Annotated in this window: 9 protein-coding genes; 3 read left to right on the top strand and 6 right to left on the bottom strand. The window is 44.7% G+C overall.

Annotated elements, in window-relative coordinates:
* Nucleotides 1–706: 706 nt before the first annotated feature.
* From nqrF to HMPREF0666_RS01225, 6 genes are all read right to left on the bottom strand, one after another.
* Nucleotides 707–1,975, bottom strand: a complete 1,269-nt coding sequence (gene nqrF / locus HMPREF0666_RS01250) for an NADH:ubiquinone reductase (Na(+)-transporting) subunit F (RefSeq protein ID WP_009010466.1) — start codon at nucleotides 1,973–1,975, stop codon at nucleotides 707–709.
* Between the two features lie 7 nt (nucleotides 1,976–1,982).
* The gene (gene nqrE, locus HMPREF0666_RS01245; protein WP_009010465.1) at nucleotides 1,983–2,609 is read right to left on the bottom strand and encodes an NADH:ubiquinone reductase (Na(+)-transporting) subunit E; all 627 of its coding nucleotides are present in this window, start codon (nucleotides 2,607–2,609) and stop codon (nucleotides 1,983–1,985) included.
* Between the two features lie 2 nt (nucleotides 2,610–2,611).
* Nucleotides 2,612–3,241: an NADH:ubiquinone reductase (Na(+)-transporting) subunit D gene (locus tag HMPREF0666_RS01240; protein ID WP_009010464.1), complete on the bottom strand. Its 630-nt coding sequence runs from the start codon at nucleotides 3,239–3,241 to the stop codon at nucleotides 2,612–2,614.
* A 26-nt stretch (nucleotides 3,242–3,267) separates the two neighbouring features.
* On the bottom strand, nucleotides 3,268–3,981 hold the full coding sequence (nqrC, locus tag HMPREF0666_RS01235) for an NADH:ubiquinone reductase (Na(+)-transporting) subunit C (protein ID WP_042855871.1): 714 nt from the start codon (nucleotides 3,979–3,981) through the stop codon (nucleotides 3,268–3,270).
* 18 nt (nucleotides 3,982–3,999) lie between these two features.
* Entirely contained in the window at nucleotides 4,000–5,151 is a 1,152-nt protein-coding gene (locus HMPREF0666_RS01230) for an NADH:ubiquinone reductase (Na(+)-transporting) subunit B (RefSeq protein WP_009010462.1), read from the bottom strand.
* 191 nt (nucleotides 5,152–5,342) lie between these two features.
* A complete protein-coding gene (locus HMPREF0666_RS01225) occupies nucleotides 5,343–6,692 on the bottom strand; it encodes a Na(+)-translocating NADH-quinone reductase subunit A (RefSeq protein WP_009010461.1) in 1,350 nt (449 codons plus the stop codon).
* A gap of 334 nt (nucleotides 6,693–7,026) precedes the next feature.
* On the opposite strand from HMPREF0666_RS01225, the gene HMPREF0666_RS01220 reads away from it, so the two are divergent.
* From HMPREF0666_RS01220 to HMPREF0666_RS01210, 3 genes are all read left to right on the top strand, one after another.
* A complete protein-coding gene (locus tag HMPREF0666_RS01220; RefSeq protein ID WP_009010460.1) occupies nucleotides 7,027–11,583 on the top strand; it encodes a translocation/assembly module TamB domain-containing protein in 4,557 nt (1,518 codons plus the stop codon).
* A 20-nt stretch (nucleotides 11,584–11,603) separates the two neighbouring features.
* A complete protein-coding gene (rpsA, locus tag HMPREF0666_RS01215) occupies nucleotides 11,604–13,388 on the top strand; it encodes a 30S ribosomal protein S1 (protein ID WP_009010459.1) in 1,785 nt (594 codons plus the stop codon).
* A gap of 284 nt (nucleotides 13,389–13,672) precedes the next feature.
* The gene (locus HMPREF0666_RS01210; RefSeq protein WP_009010458.1) at nucleotides 13,673–15,025 is read left to right on the top strand and encodes a TIGR00341 family protein; all 1,353 of its coding nucleotides are present in this window, start codon (nucleotides 13,673–13,675) and stop codon (nucleotides 15,023–15,025) included.
* Nucleotides 15,026–15,544 lie beyond the last annotated feature (519 nt).

Genomic DNA, 15,544 nt, shown 5'->3' with positions numbered 1-15,544 from the left:
AACACAGAGCGTTTCTGCTAAAATTGGCTGTAAGGTTCTGTGAGTTCTGCCGCCCGTAAGGGCTCTGTGAAATGCTGTGTGTTCTGTTCATCTGTGTTATTCTGTGAGAAAAAGAATGTTTGAGAGCAGTTGGCGGAGGCTTTTTCTCTCACAGAGCGCACAGAGTTCACGGAGCTTTTTGGCGCACATTTCGAGCCCACAGAAGGCCTCCGGCATACAGAGAACACAGAGCGTTTCAGCTATCGTAGATACTAATAAGGAACAACGCAAAGCCTACATCCTTCTTATAGGGGTATCTCGGTGATCACTCCCCTTCCCTTCGGGGGAGGGGAAGGGGGAGGGGCCAGCTGGGGAAGGGGGAGGGGCCACTAGTTTCAGTGATACCTTTTGAGGACTGAAAGTGTAAAGCTATTTCACAAAACCACCCACCTCTCCTATCGAAGAGAGGGTCTTCTTCATTGAAGAACACGCCCTTCTTGAGGTAAGAAAGGCGTGTTCTCAAACGCTATCCGTAACCCTCTGATTTCGTGCAGATTGTGTACATGAAATAAAGAAATATGACCATCTTATTCAGAGAACGATAAACTCGACGTGATGTAATGATTTTTTACAACCCTATCGCCTACCCCTCACGCATCAAGTAAAGCAACAAAAAAAGCGAGGAACCCCACAAGGTTCCTCGCTGAATATGATTGATAAGATTGGATTATCCGAAGTTATCGTACATAATAGCATCCTGATCAACACCAATACTATCAAGATAATCGGTCACAGTCTTGATGAGCATTGGAGGTCCACAAAGATAGTACTCACAGTCCTCAGGTGCTTCATGATTCTTAAGATACTCATCACGGATACAGTTAACCGCAAAGCCAGTGTAATACTTTACTCCTGCCTCATCAGCCTTAGGGTCTGGACGGTCGAGAGAGAGGTGGAAGTGGAAGTTAGGATACTCCTTCTCAAGCTCCCAGAAGTCCTCAAGGAAGAACGCCTCACTGAGTGAACGCGCACCATAGAAGAAGTGCATCTCACGGTCGCGAGTATGGAGTGTCTTCGTCATGTGCATAATCTGCGCACGCAAAGGCGCCATACCAGCACCACCACCAATCCATATCATCTCCTTACCAGAAGTGAAGTTAGGATGGAAATCACCGTAAGGACCGCTCATCATCACCTTATCACCCTCCTTAAGAGAGAAGATATAGGTAGAGCCAATACCAGTTGGTACGTTCTGGAAACCTACCTGCGGACGGGGCAAGAAAGGCGGTGTAGCAATACGCACAGTCAGTGTGATGATATCACCCTCAGCCGGATAGTTCGCCATAGAGTATGCACGAACAGTTGGCTCTGGGTTCTTTCCCTTCAGAGAAAGGAGATTAAACTGCTTCCAAGGACCGAGGTATTCCTCCCCGATATCGTTCTTATCAAAGTCCTTATCATAGTCGATACAGTCGTAGGCAGGGATAGAAATCTGTGCATAAGAGCCAGGGATAAAGTCCATGTGTTCGCCAGGAGGCAAGGCAACCTTGAACTCCTTGATAAAACTTGACACATTCTTATTAGAGATAACAGTACACTCCCACTCCTTAACGCCCATGACAGACTCAGGAACCTTGAGTGACATATCACCCTTCACCTTACACTGACAACCCAAGCGCCAGTGGTCTTTGATCTCTTTACGGCTGAAGTGAGGACGCTCAGAGTCGAGAATCTCACCGCCGCCTTCTACTACCTGCAACTTACACTGCCCACAGCTACCCTTACCACCACAGGCAGAAGGGAGGAAGACACCGTTCTCATTCAGCGTAGACAATACCGAGCTACCCTGATCGACGGTCATCTCCTTATCACCATTAATAGTTAATTTCACCTTTCCACTTGGGCTAAGATACTTCTTAGACACCAATAGGAGAATCACCAACACGAGGATGGTGATAAGGAATACCACAATACTTATTGTTATGAATTGTCCCATTGTTTACTTAAATTTTAAGTCCTGAGAAGCACATCATAGCCATTGCCATCAGTCCTACAGTAATAAATGTAATACCAAGACCCTGTAAAGGCTTTGGTACATCAGAATACTCCATCTTCTCACGAATAGCACCCATTGCCACGATGGCCAGTGTCCAGCCGAGGCCAGAACCAGTGCCATAGACAAGTGCATCCCATACAGTTCCGATATACTGGGTGCTTGCTGGGTCGAGTCCTATACGCTGTTGCATAAAGAGGGAAGCACCCATGATAGCACAGTTAACGGCTATCAACGGCAAGAAGATACCCAATGCGCCGTAAAGGGATGGTGAGAACTTCTCGACAGCCATCTCCACAATCTGCACGATACCTGCAATGACGGCAATAAAGAGGATAAAACTAAGATAAGTAAGGTCGACTCCCTCAGCAAGACAGTCTGGTCCAAGGACCTTAGTCAGCAAGAGATAGTTGAGAGGTGTGGTCACAAGCAAAACGAAAGTCACAGCAACACCAAGACCCAATGATGTCTTCACGCTCTTAGAAACGGCCAAGTAAGAACACATACCGAGGAAGAACGCAAATATCATGTTGTCCACAAAGATGGACCGGAAGAATAAACTAATAAGATGTTCCATAATTACTTCTTGTCTTCTTTATAGAAATAAGCACGATGAACCCAAATAACACAACCCAAGAGGATGAGTGCCATGGCAGGCATTGACATCATTCCGTTGTCCATATAACCCGCATCATAGAAGCTCTGTGGCAAAATCTTGAAGCCGAGCAATGAGCCACGACCGAAGAACTCACGGATAGCACCCACGATAACAAGTATCATAGCGTAACCTAAACCATTGCCGATGCCATCGAGGAAACTTGGCCATGGCTTATTGGTCATGGCAAACGCCTCAAGACGTCCCATAAGGATACAGTTGGTAATGATAAGTCCTACGTAGACAGAAAGCTCTACACTCACATCGTAAGCTACCGCCTTAAGAATCTGACTAACAATCGTTACCAACGCAGCCACAACCACTAATTGTACGATAATACGAATACGATTAGGGATGGTGTTGCGGATTAATGAAATAATAACATTTGAGAATGCCGTGATAATAGTAACGGCAAGTCCCATCACAATCGCCGGCTTCAGCTGTGAAGTAACGGCAAGGGCAGAACAGATACCAAGGACTTGGACCATGATAGGGTTGTCCAAATTCAAAGGGTTGCTGAACACCTCTCTATTTTGCTTTGAGAATAAATCCATATTCTTATGTTCTAAAGATTAGAATGTTATTTGCTGTTCAGGAATTTGACGTAAGGTTGAAGTCCACCCTTGTCTGCATGGAACATTTCTGTCACACCGTTACTGGTAAGCGTAGCGCCTGTCACGGCATCAACCTGTGTCGATGGGTCTTCAACCTTCTTCTCTACAGAAAGGGCAATCTTCTTTGTGTCGTTGCCAGAGAAGAGGTGCTTACCCTTGAACAAATCCTGCCATGCCTTGTTGTCCTTGATTTCTGCACCCAAACCAGCAGTCTCGCTCTCATGATTGAAGTAGGCTCCAAAGACGGTTCGCTTATCTCCATTGATGGCGATAAAACCATTGATAGGACCCCAGAGGCCATTACCATAAACAGGGATAACATACTTATCTTCACCGTTTACCTTACAGCGGAACAAGGCAAGTTTGCCCTCCTTGGCATCCTTACTATTCAACTTAAAACCAGCATTAACGCCACCCTGCTTACCAGCCTTAACTACCTTACCATTAGCATCGATAATGTCATCGGCCACGATAATCTTCTTCCAGAGTTCAACAGCTTCTTCGTTGCTCATATTACGGTCCTGATTGAGCGCAAAGAGAATTTGCTTCTGCTGATCAAGCTGTACATTAGCATCCTGCATAGGCTTCAATGCTTGGAACACAAAAGCAAGCAAAAAAGCTACAATCAGCACGAGGATGGCAGAATAGATAATTGTATAAGAATTACTATTAGTTTTCATTTTCATCGTCCTCCTTATTTATTTAGCACGCTTAGCGCGCTTGCTGATGTTTGACTGAACTACACAGTAGTCGATGAGTGGGGCAAACATATTACCAAAGAGGATGGCAAGCATCATACCCTCTGGGTAACCTGGGTTTAACACACGGATGATGATAGCCATCGCACCGATGAAGAAACCATATACCCACTTACCTGTCTCTGTACGAGCAGAGGTCACTGGGTCGGTTGCCATAAAGACTGCTCCGAAACAGAAACCACCCAAGACAAGGTGCTCATACCAGTGGATTGGCGTTGCACCAGTTGACTGGAAGAGAAGTCCCATCACTGTTCCACCAAGGAAAACACTGAACATAGTCTTCCAACTGGCGATGTTCGTCCACAGAAGGATAACCGCTCCGATAGCGATAGCGATAACAGAGGTCTCACCAACAGAGCCTGGGATGAGTCCTACTACCATATCGCAGATAGGCGTGTTCACCGTTGTCCCTTGTGCAATCTCACCCAATGGGGTTGCCATAGTGAAGCCATCAGGTAAGGTGTAACCAAGTCCGAAGATAGCATCCTTTGCCACCCAGATACTGTCACCAGTCATCTTACTTGGATAAGAGAAGAAGAGGAAGGCACGTGCAGCTAATGCTACGTTAAAGATATTCATACCTGTTCCACCAAAGATCTCCTTTGTGAAGATAACAGCAAAGGCCACTGCAAGCACAAGAATCCAAAGAGGTGTGGTCACAGGGATAATCAATGGTATCAGAATACCTGATACAAGATAACCTTCCTGAATCTCCTCACCTTTCCATTGTGCCCAAGCGAACTCAATACCTAAGCCGACAATGTAAGATACAAGGATTTTTGGTAACAACGCAAGCATACCATAGAGGAACATTCCCCAGCAGGTAGCATCAGCCAACTTACCAGCTGCTAATGCGTTCTGATAGCCGATATTATACATACCGAAGAGCATAGCAGGTACCAACGAAAGTACTACTATACTCATTATTCGCTTCGAGTCAATAGCGTCATGGATAGATGTTCCGCTCTTTGATGTCTCGTTAGGAACATAAAGGAACGTCTCGAAACCATCGAAGACACTCTTGAAAGCGTGAAGCTTTCCGCCCTCCTCAAAGTTTGGGCGTATCTTATCGAGATAATTTCTTAAACTCATAATACTTTTATTATAGGGTTCTTAAAGTCCAAAGTTTCTGTTTCTAAAATTGTTACAAAGCCTCTGTAAGATTCTCGTCAGACTCGGATTACGTACTTTCTGGTTCATAACTGCCGATTGACTGACCGTTGATAACATTCTAAGAAACGTTGTTTGAAACTATAGTTAAAGTTATTGTGGGCTCATGCCCCCTATGCATTCTCTTTTCTAAGGATGTCCAAGCCTTCACGCACAATCTTCTGCAATGGTAGCTTAGAACTGTCTACGAACTCAGCGAGGGCGAAGTCCTCTGGGCTAACCTCATAGATACCCAACTGCTCCTGGCTGTCGATATTGCCTGAGAGAATAGACTTAATGAGGTATTCACCATAGATATCCATTGGTAGAACACGGTCGTACTCACCACTCATAATCATGTGACGCTCACCACCTTTGAGTCGTGCGTCGAGGTTATAAGCCTTCTTACCCTGCAACCAAGTGAAGTAACTGCGAGAAGTAGAGAAGTCTTTGAAACGAGGAAGCATCCAACCGAACATCTCATGTACGTCGTCACCCTCTGGGATTAACGTTACCTCGGATGTATGTGCCCCTATAACAGACTCATCATTGGCAATGACACCAGTGAGAGGGTTACCATTGAGGATACGAACATGACAGCCATCAGCTATGTTACCTGCCAAGATTAGACTTAAAGGAGTTCCTACAAGTACATCGACATAACCCGTCTGCTTCACCATACTACCTGCTATGGCAACACGACGAGTGAGGTTTACTTTACCAGTATTGAACAAGCGACCAAAGAAGATAACAGCTGTTGGGTCAATGGTCCAAACCACTTCTCCCTTATTGACAGGGTCGATGTGATTTACTTGTACACCCACATTACCTGCTGGACAAGGTCCGTCGAAAACGGTTACCTCCACATCCTTTGCAGCGGTCAACGCCGTTTCAGTCTGCTGAGCACCAATCCCTAAATAGACCTTAGCAATCTTAGAGAGTGCAGTAAGACCCGTCTGGAAATCCTTCTCCTGCCCATTTAGCTCATACTCGAAGTCACCCTGTAAAGGTTTATCACGAAGAGCAGACACGAAGATAGCCTTAGGAGCAGTGTCAGGACGTGTCGCAACAGCGTAGGGAAGTTGGTTGATATAACCGAACAATCCCGCTTGAAGCAAAGACTCCTTGACGTTGTCAGCAGTTAAGCCAGCAACATCTTTTACACCAAAGTCAGCATATTCTTGCTGCGCATCAGGAGCAATCTTCACACGTAACACTTTACGTCTTTCTCCGCGTTCAACGGCTGTTACCGTACCACTCACAGGAGAAGCAAAGCTAACCTCAGTGCACCCCTTGTCAACAAACAACGGGTCACCAGCTCGGACATGATCCCCTTCTCGAACCGTCACCTTCGGTGTTAGCCCTGGGAAATCATCAGGAACAACAGCGTATTCCGTTGGTGAAATCATAGGTAACATTTGTTCCTGAGCGCGTCCTGTAAGGTTAATGTCTAAGCCCTTTCGTAACTTAATTACATTTGCCATAACAATGATAATGCGTTTTTAATTATTTCTATTTAATCTTTTCCAATGCTTAACAAGCTAAACAAAACATAGCGTTACTCATCCCTTTGCCTTGCCGTACAAAGCTTAGCCTTAGCTTTTAATAATACAAGCGAGGGCAAAGGAAGGTCACTTTAACTTTGCCGAGCGTAGCTTATCTTGTGCTTAAATAATGCAAACGAGGGCAAAGAAGGGTCACTTAACTTTGCCTAACGTGGCTTATCTTGTGCAAATGTAGCAAAAATTAAGCAGATTTGGCACATTTATATATAATAATTTCAGTATAAAACGGTTTTTTTGTAGTTTTGTAGACGCATTGAAGAAACTTAGAACTATTATACGATGGGTTGTATGGACCATAGCGGGTCTTTACATAACCACTATCGTACTGCTACATATACCAGCAGTACAGACCTTCCTTGCACAGCAGGTTAGTGACGCGGCAGGCAACAAGTTAGGAACAGAAGTACGTGTTGGGCGCATTGATTTAGGCTTTATCAATCGCTTTGTATTGGACGATATTCTCATCTATGACCAAAGTCACAAGAAGATGTTATCGGCATCACGTGTTGGTGCGAGAGTCGATCTCCTTCACCTTCTACGGACGGGAGAGATAAACATATCGTCTGCTCAAGTATTTGGTTTACAAGCAGAACTATACAAGAAAAGCAAGGACTCCAAACCAAACTATCAATTTGTATTAGACTCATTAGCATCGAAAGACACTACGAGTCACACTCCTCTGCACCTGTCAATCAATAGTCTTGTCATCCGACATGGCCGTATTAAGTATGACTGTTTAGACTCCCCATCCACGCCTAACCAGCTGAACTTGAACCATATTAACCTCAGTGACATCTCGTCATATCTCATTCTTCACAAACTGAATGACACAAGTGTGTGGGTTGACCTTCGTACTTTGTCTTTCAAGGAGGCTGCGGGATTAGAGGTGAAGCAGTTGGCTTTCGACTTAAAAGCCAATCAACAGCAAGCCACGTTGCGTGACTTTGTGTTCAATAGTACCAATAGTAAGATTGGATTAAGTACCTTACAAACCTCCTATAAGTTGAACAATAAGAAGCTTGATATCAACTCTTTACGATACGACATCAAGAACTTTAAGGCACTCATTCAGCCTTCTGATTTCACGTCAATATTCCCCGAGCTTAAGGCATTAACAGCAAGCTACACTGCATCCTTAGATATTCAAGGAACAAGTCGATCGGTAAGAGTAAAGCAAATTAACATCTCTGACCAATCCCTCTCAACGCAAATAAGAGCCAAAGGATGGGTCAGCAACCTACAAAAGAAGCCCACTTGGGATTTCTCTTTCTCGCCCTTAAAAATTAGTAGCAATACCCTTCAGACTGTTGCTAAGCTAACCCATAAACCGCTTCCTAAGGTATTGAACAACATAGGCAACGTCTACTACCACGGTACCTTTGCCCATACTGCAGGGAAGTACATAGCCAAAGGACAGCTAAAGACTGATGCTGGCGCCCTTCGTCTATCCACGGTTATTCACGGAAAGAACATCCAAGGGACCATCAACACAACGGGTCTCAATATTGCGAAAGTACTTGACAATAACGACTTTGGCAACTTGAGTACGAATATCAGGGTCGAGGGCAACACCGACCTATCCCATATCGTTGCCAAGGGTGACATCTCCTCCTTTTATTATAAGGGTTACACCTACAAGAACATACACCTTGACGGAAGCTATAAAAACGATATTTTCACAGGGAAGGCAGCTATCAACGACCCTAACGGCAGACTGGATATCGATGGAAAAGCTGCTAACGTCATGGCTTTCATACAACATAAGGGGAAACTCTCTACCGACATCTCTATTATTGCGGATGCTGTCAACTTACACAAACTACAGCTGACAGAGGCCTTAGGGAATAGGACTATCTCCTTTACTTCTAAGATTAAAGGACAAGGAACAAGCCTGAATGATATCATAGGTAACCTGGATGTCAACAACTTCGCTATGACAGGAGAAGGACAGAACATCTCCTTGAATAAGTTAAGTATCAAGACTCACAACGGCCTCTTAGGTAAGTCTCTTGATGCTCAAACCGACTTTGGAGAGCTACACCTCGCTGGACAGTACGATTACGCACAGATACCAGAAAGCGTAAGGCGTATCTTGGGACATTATCTCCCAAGTTTTTTCCACACGCCTTCACGGTATAATACTATCGCTGGAAGGGCTAACTATGCCTTTGCTCTGCGCTTAGCTGACACCAAGATTATCAATCAGTTGCTTAAGACAAACCTCTCCTCTTCTCATGCTATAAGGTTGACAGGAATGGTAAGGGAGCGTCAAAACGAAATCGACTTACATATTGATGCACCGAACATTACCTATGCGGAGCAACATATTCAGAACCTTATCCTGAACATAACGAGTGGACCACAAGGGTTACACACGACCATCTCTGGCGAACGTGAGGGTGAGAAGGGACCGCATCTACTCATCAATGCGCAGGGTCTTATTGCTGATAACACTATCAGTTCAGACATCTCTTTCCGTATCCCAGGACTCTCTTCCGTACATGGCGACGTCAGTAGCGTGGCTTCATTCTCCCGTCGTAATGGCGACTTAGTGACCCACTTGCACCTTAACCCCTCTACCATCAATTTCGATTCGATAGCCTTACAGGTGCAACCGTCTGACATCTCCTATCATAGGAACAATCTTAACATTGAACACTTCGAGCTTTCTAACCGCAACCAGCATATCATTGCCAACGGACAAACCTCTGGTAATCAGAACGATTCTATCCTTGTTAGCTTCAAGGATATCAATGTTCCGTATATCCTCAAACTCGTCAACTTCCACAGTGTCGAGTTTGCTGGTACGGCTTCTGGCGTGGCTTCTATCAAATCCTTCTTCCATCATCTACAGATGCAAGCGAAACTTGAGGTGCAAGACTTTAAGTTTGAGAACGGAGATATGGGTACGCTCTACGCTGAAGCGAACTATAATGACAAGGAGGGGAAGATTAATATCGATGCACATGCTGATGCTGACGATGGCGCACGTACTGATATCAAGGGCTATGTAGACATCAAGAAGAGTTATATCAACCTCCCTATCTTTGCCCATAACACCCACCTTTATTTCCTCAAGACGTTCTGCGGATCTTTTATGGACAATATAGAGGCACAGGGAAATGGCTGGTGTAAGGTCGTCGGACCCCTTAGCGCCATCAATCTCGAAGGTGATATGATGGTGGATGGTAGCGTCTTCGTGAAGCCTACCGCCGTGGCCTATAAGATGCGTAACGCTCGTGTCCGAATTATCCCAAACGAGATTATCCTTGAGAAAGATACTATCACCGACCCACAAGGACACATCGGCATTGTCACAGGAGGATTGTATCATAAGAACCTCACCAACCTCTCTTACGATATCAATATACAGGCTCAGAACCTCCTGACCTATAACTTCCCTAAGAGACAAGGGAAGGATTCCTTCTGGGGTGTCGTTTATGGAACTGGTAAATGTAATATAAAAGGACACCCGGGAGAAACGTCTATCAACATAGACATGGAACCTGATAAGAACACCTTTATAACTTATAATGCCTCATCAACCAATGATGCGGGTACAAATAACTTTATTCGATGGATTAACCTACCGAAGGATAGTACGCAGGTGTTGATTCCTGAAGTGCCTGACTCGCTCCTTCATGCAGCTAAGCCTACGCACAAGAAGGAGGAGGCCTACCACTTTAACAACATACCAAGCGACCTACATATCAATTTCCTCGTACATGCTAATCCGAACCTCACACTCGGCGTTCTCCTCGATGACGTCACTGGCGACAATATCCGACTGAACGGAACGGGTATGATTCGGGCCACCTATTATAATAAGGGAGCGTTCAATCTCTTCGGAAACTACTATGTGGACTATGGACAGTATAACCTTACCATTCAGAACATCATAAAGAAACAGTTTGTCTTCCAGCCCGGTTCTACGATAGCCTTCGGTGGCGACCCCTTCAATGCGGCGCTTAATCTGAAGGCCAACTACATCATCAACTCCGTTCCACTGGGCGACCTCGGGATGGGTAGGTCGTTCACTGCCAATAACACAAAGGTGAACTGCCTACTAAACATTGAAGGAACACCAGGTGCACCGACCGTTTCCTTCGGGCTCGACCTCCCTACTCTCTCGCCTGACGCACAACAGATGATACGCTCGATCCTCAACTCCGAGCAAGAACTTAACCAGCAAGTACTTTACTTACTGGCTGTTGGACGATTCTATCCACAGAGCAACAACAACAGTACAGCACGTAACAGCGAGGCACCAAGTAGCACTTCTCTTGCCATGCAGAGCCTCCTCTCCGGTACGATTTCACAGCAAATCAACACCGTACTGTCTAATGTTGTAAAAGACAACAATTGGAACTTTGGTGCCAACATCGCCACAGGTAATGAAGGCTTCGACAATGCCGAATACGAAGGAATGTTGTCAGGAAGTATGCTTAACAACCGTCTGCTCTTCAACGGACAGTTCGGTTATCGCAACAATGTAGCCAAGAATAAATCGTCCTTCATAGGCGACTTCGACATCCGTTATCTCCTCTTCCCAAGCGGAAACGTAGCCTTCCATGTTTACAACCAGACCAACGACCGCTATTTCACACGTAACTCACTGACAACGCAAGGTATAGGCTTGATTCTAAAGAAGGACTTCAACCGATTGAGCGATATTTTCGGAAGTAGAAAGAAAAAACAAAAAACAGAAGCAAAAGCACTAATATACAGAATATTATTCGTAACTTTGTGCCCGATTTGGGCAGATTATGCCCATATTAAAGGTAATATAAAGTCGAACTTTATTAATTAAATTATTTTATTAAACACTTTATGACAAATTTCAAAGACGTCCAGAATGTACAGCCTTTAGCTGACTTCAACTGGGATGAGTTCGAGAACGGCTCACACGCTGAGGCAAGTAAGAACGATCTTACCAAGGCCTACGACGAAACTCTTAACAAGATCCAGGAGCACCAGGTAGTTGAAGGTACTGTTATTTCAGTTGACAAGAAGGAAGTAGTTGTTAACATCGGCTACAAGAGCGATGGTATTATCCCTGCTTCTGAATTCCGTTACAACCCAGATCTCAAGCCTGGCGATAAGGTAGAGGTGTATGTAGAGAACCAGGAAGACAAGCGTGGTCAGCTCGTACTCTCTCATAAGAAGGCTCGCCTACAGAAGAGTTGGGAGAACATCAACAAGGCTTTGGAGAACGACGAGGTTATCCAGGGTTACATCAAGAGCCGCACTAAGGGCGGTATGATCGTTGATGTATTTGGTATCGAGGCATTCCTTCCTGGCAGCCAGATTGACGTTCACCCTATACGCGACTACGATGTATTCGTTGGTAAGACTATGGAGTTCAAGGTGGTTAAGATTAACCAGGAGTTCCGTAACGTAGTCGTTTCTCACAAAGCACTCATCGAGGCTGAGCTCGAAGCACAGCGCAAGGAGATTATCTCTCATCTTGAGAAGGGTCAGATCCTTGAGGGTACTGTCAAGAACATCACCTCTTACGGTGTATTCGTTGACCTCGGTGGTGTTGACGGACTCGTTCATATCACAGACCTATCATGGGGTCGCGTAAGTGATCCACATGAGGTGGTAGCACTCGACCAGAAGATCAACGTTGTTATCCTCGACTTTGATGAGGAGAAGAAGCGTATCGCTCTTGGTATCAAGCAGCTCACTCAGCACCCTTGGGATTCTTTGGATCCTAACCTTAAGGTTGGCGATCACGTTAAGGGTAAGGTAGTTGTTATGGCTGACTACGGTGCTTTCGTAGAGATTCAGCCTGGTGTTGAGGGCTTGATCCACGTTTCTGAGATGAGCTGGAGCCAGCACTTGCGTTCAGCACAGGAGTTCATGAAGGTGGGCGATGAGGTTGAGGCAGTTATCCTCACACTCGACCGCGACGAGCGTAAGATGTCTCTCGGCATCAAGCAGCTTAAGGAAGACCCATGGGAGACTATCGAAGTGAAGTATCCTGTTGGTTCTAAGCACGTTGCTAAGGTTCGTAATTTCACTAACTTCGGTATCTTCGTAGAGCTTGAGGAAGGTGTTGACGGTCTTATCCACATCAGCGACCTCTCTTGGACAAAGAAGGTTAAGCACCCATCTGAGTTCACTTCACAGGGTTCTGAGATTGAGGTTGTTGTCCTCGAAATCGATAAGGAGAATCGTCGCTTGAGCCTTGGTCACAAGCAGCTTGAGTCTAATCCATGGGATGAGTACGAGAAGATCTACACTCCAGGTTCTGTACATGAGGGTAAGATCACCGAGGCTATGGACAAGGGTGCTGTAATCTCTCTTGCTGAGGGTGGCGAAGGTTTTGCTACTCCAAAGCATCTCGTTAAGTTAGACGGTACACAGGCTCAGCTTGGTGAGGTTCTCCCATTCATGGTAATCGAGTTCGTTAAGGACACTAAGCGCATCATCCTCTCTCACTCTCGTACATTCGAGGAGGTGAAGGAAGAGCCACGTCGCCAGCGTCCAGCAGCTCCAGGCAAGCCAAAGAGCGACGCTGCTGCTATCAACAACGTTGCTGCAGGTACATCTCTCGGTGACCTCGGCGTTCTTGCTGACTTGAAGAAGAAGATGGAGGGTGGCAAGTAATTTGCACACTAAAATCTAACATAAATAAAAGAGTATCAAGTTTTCTTGGTACTCTTTTTTATTCTCTTAGCTCTTTGTTGATTAGAACACCTATTCATATATAGGACTATCGTAATTGCATATCGGCTGTGCACTACAACGGAGCCTTATCTTTACCAATCTTGTTCTTATGTGAATCGAAAAGAATGTACGCTCACAAACACCAGCCCACTCCCTAATAGTTAATCAAGAAACTGCTTGAGATTTTCCTATAAAATAAGTATCTTTGCAAAAAATAACATGATATGCAGGAAAATAACAATCAAACTTTATGGCAGATAATTAAGAGTTATTTCAATGTCTTACCTTACAAAGACGGCGAAAAATATGTTATTAAACAAATAACTAATGGCATCAACTTTCAAGGTTCTAATCTCTGGATACTTATCTTTGCCGTATTTATTGCATCCTTAGGCTTAAATGTCAATTCAACAGCAGTAATTATTGGTGCTATGCTTATCTCTCCACTGATGGGACCAATCATCGGTATGGGATTAGCTCTTGGAATTGCTGACTTGGACTTGTTCAAACAGTCCATAAAAAACTATTTGGTAAGTACATTCATTAGCGTTATTACTGCAACAATCTACTTTACACTTTCACCTATCACGGATGCTCAATCTGAACTTTTAGCACGCACATCGCCTACCCTTTATGACGTATTGATAGCTCTTTTTGGTGGTGCTGCTGGATTCTTAGCTATGTCAACAAAAGGAAGAAACAACGTGGTGCCGGGTGTTGCCATTGCCACAGCCTTAATGCCACCACTTTGTACAGCAGGTTATGGACTGGCCGTACAAAACACATCCTACTTCTTTGGGGCCTTTTACCTTTATTTCATCAATACTGTTTTCATTGCTTTTACAACCTGCGTAGGTGTACGCTTTCTGCATTTTCATAGAAAGCAGTTTATCAATCGTGAACAAATGAGACGAGTAAATCTTTACATCGTCACCATTATCATTATCACAATTATCCCTGCAAGCTACATGACGTGGAACATCATTAAGCAAAGTGTATTTGAAAATAACATAGAGAATTTCGTTACAAAGGAACTTAATTATAGCGGAACAAACATTCTCTCACACCAATACGACCTAAAAACCAAAACCCTCCATGTGGTAGCGGTGGGCAATCCGATATCAACTGATTCGATAGCTAAAGCACAAAAAGCGATGACTAATTATCAGCTTGATGGCTACGTACTAAAGGTGATACAAGGATCTAACTCTGATAGCTTATTACTCCTACAGCACAAGAATAAAGGTCAGTTGATGGTAGGAGAAAAAAATACGGCTGAATGGCAAGAACTTGCATATAACAACGATGTGCTAAAGAAGGAACTAACTTCTTATACACGTTATCCAGTACTTGCTAACGACATGCGAGAAGAACTTAAAGTCGTATGCCCCTCAGCAAAGAGTATTATGCTTTCAAAAGCATCTGAGTCTTTCGTTGATTCTGCTTCAATTAAAAGTCACATCGTGGCTATAGTCAAAACAAACAAGACACTTGCCAAAGACAACAGAAAACAGCTATATGACTGGCTGAAAGTGAAAGTCAAATCTGACAGCCTTGAACTAATTATTTTACCATAATAATAGTACTATACAAGAGTTAGAAGTACCAAACCATCACGGGTTTGGTATTTTATTTATACGTAGCAGGCTTATAGGAAGGGGTAGCGCACAGGGGGCCTCACCCCCAGCCCCTACTGGCCTCACCCCCGGCCCCTCTCCGAATGGAGAGGGGAGTAGTATGTGAGGTTACCCCTATTAGCCTGCTACTGATAGAAGATGGGCCGCTAAACATCTTGAGGACATACAGGGGTATCTCGGTGATCACTCCCCTCTCCATTCGGAGAGGGGCTGGGGGTGAGGCTTCTGTTGGCTGTAAGGTTCTGTGAAATCGGTTGACTTAATGTCTCTGTGAAATACCGTGTGTTCTGTTCTTCTGTGTTCTTCTGTGAGAAAGAGAACGCACCCACTCTATGAGATGACACACAAGCAACTCGGTGGGGAGGTTTTTCTCTCACACTGGGGAGTTTTTTCTCTCACAGAGCACACAGAGTTCACTGAGCATTTTTGCGCACAGTTCGAGCCCACAGAAGGCCTTCG

Source organism: Prevotella sp. C561, from assembly GCF_000224595.1.
Lineage (GTDB): Bacteria > Bacteroidota > Bacteroidia > Bacteroidales > Bacteroidaceae > Prevotella > Prevotella jejuni.
Note: the sequence above shows the minus strand (reverse complement) of the source record. Positions and strands in the feature narration are given on the sequence as shown.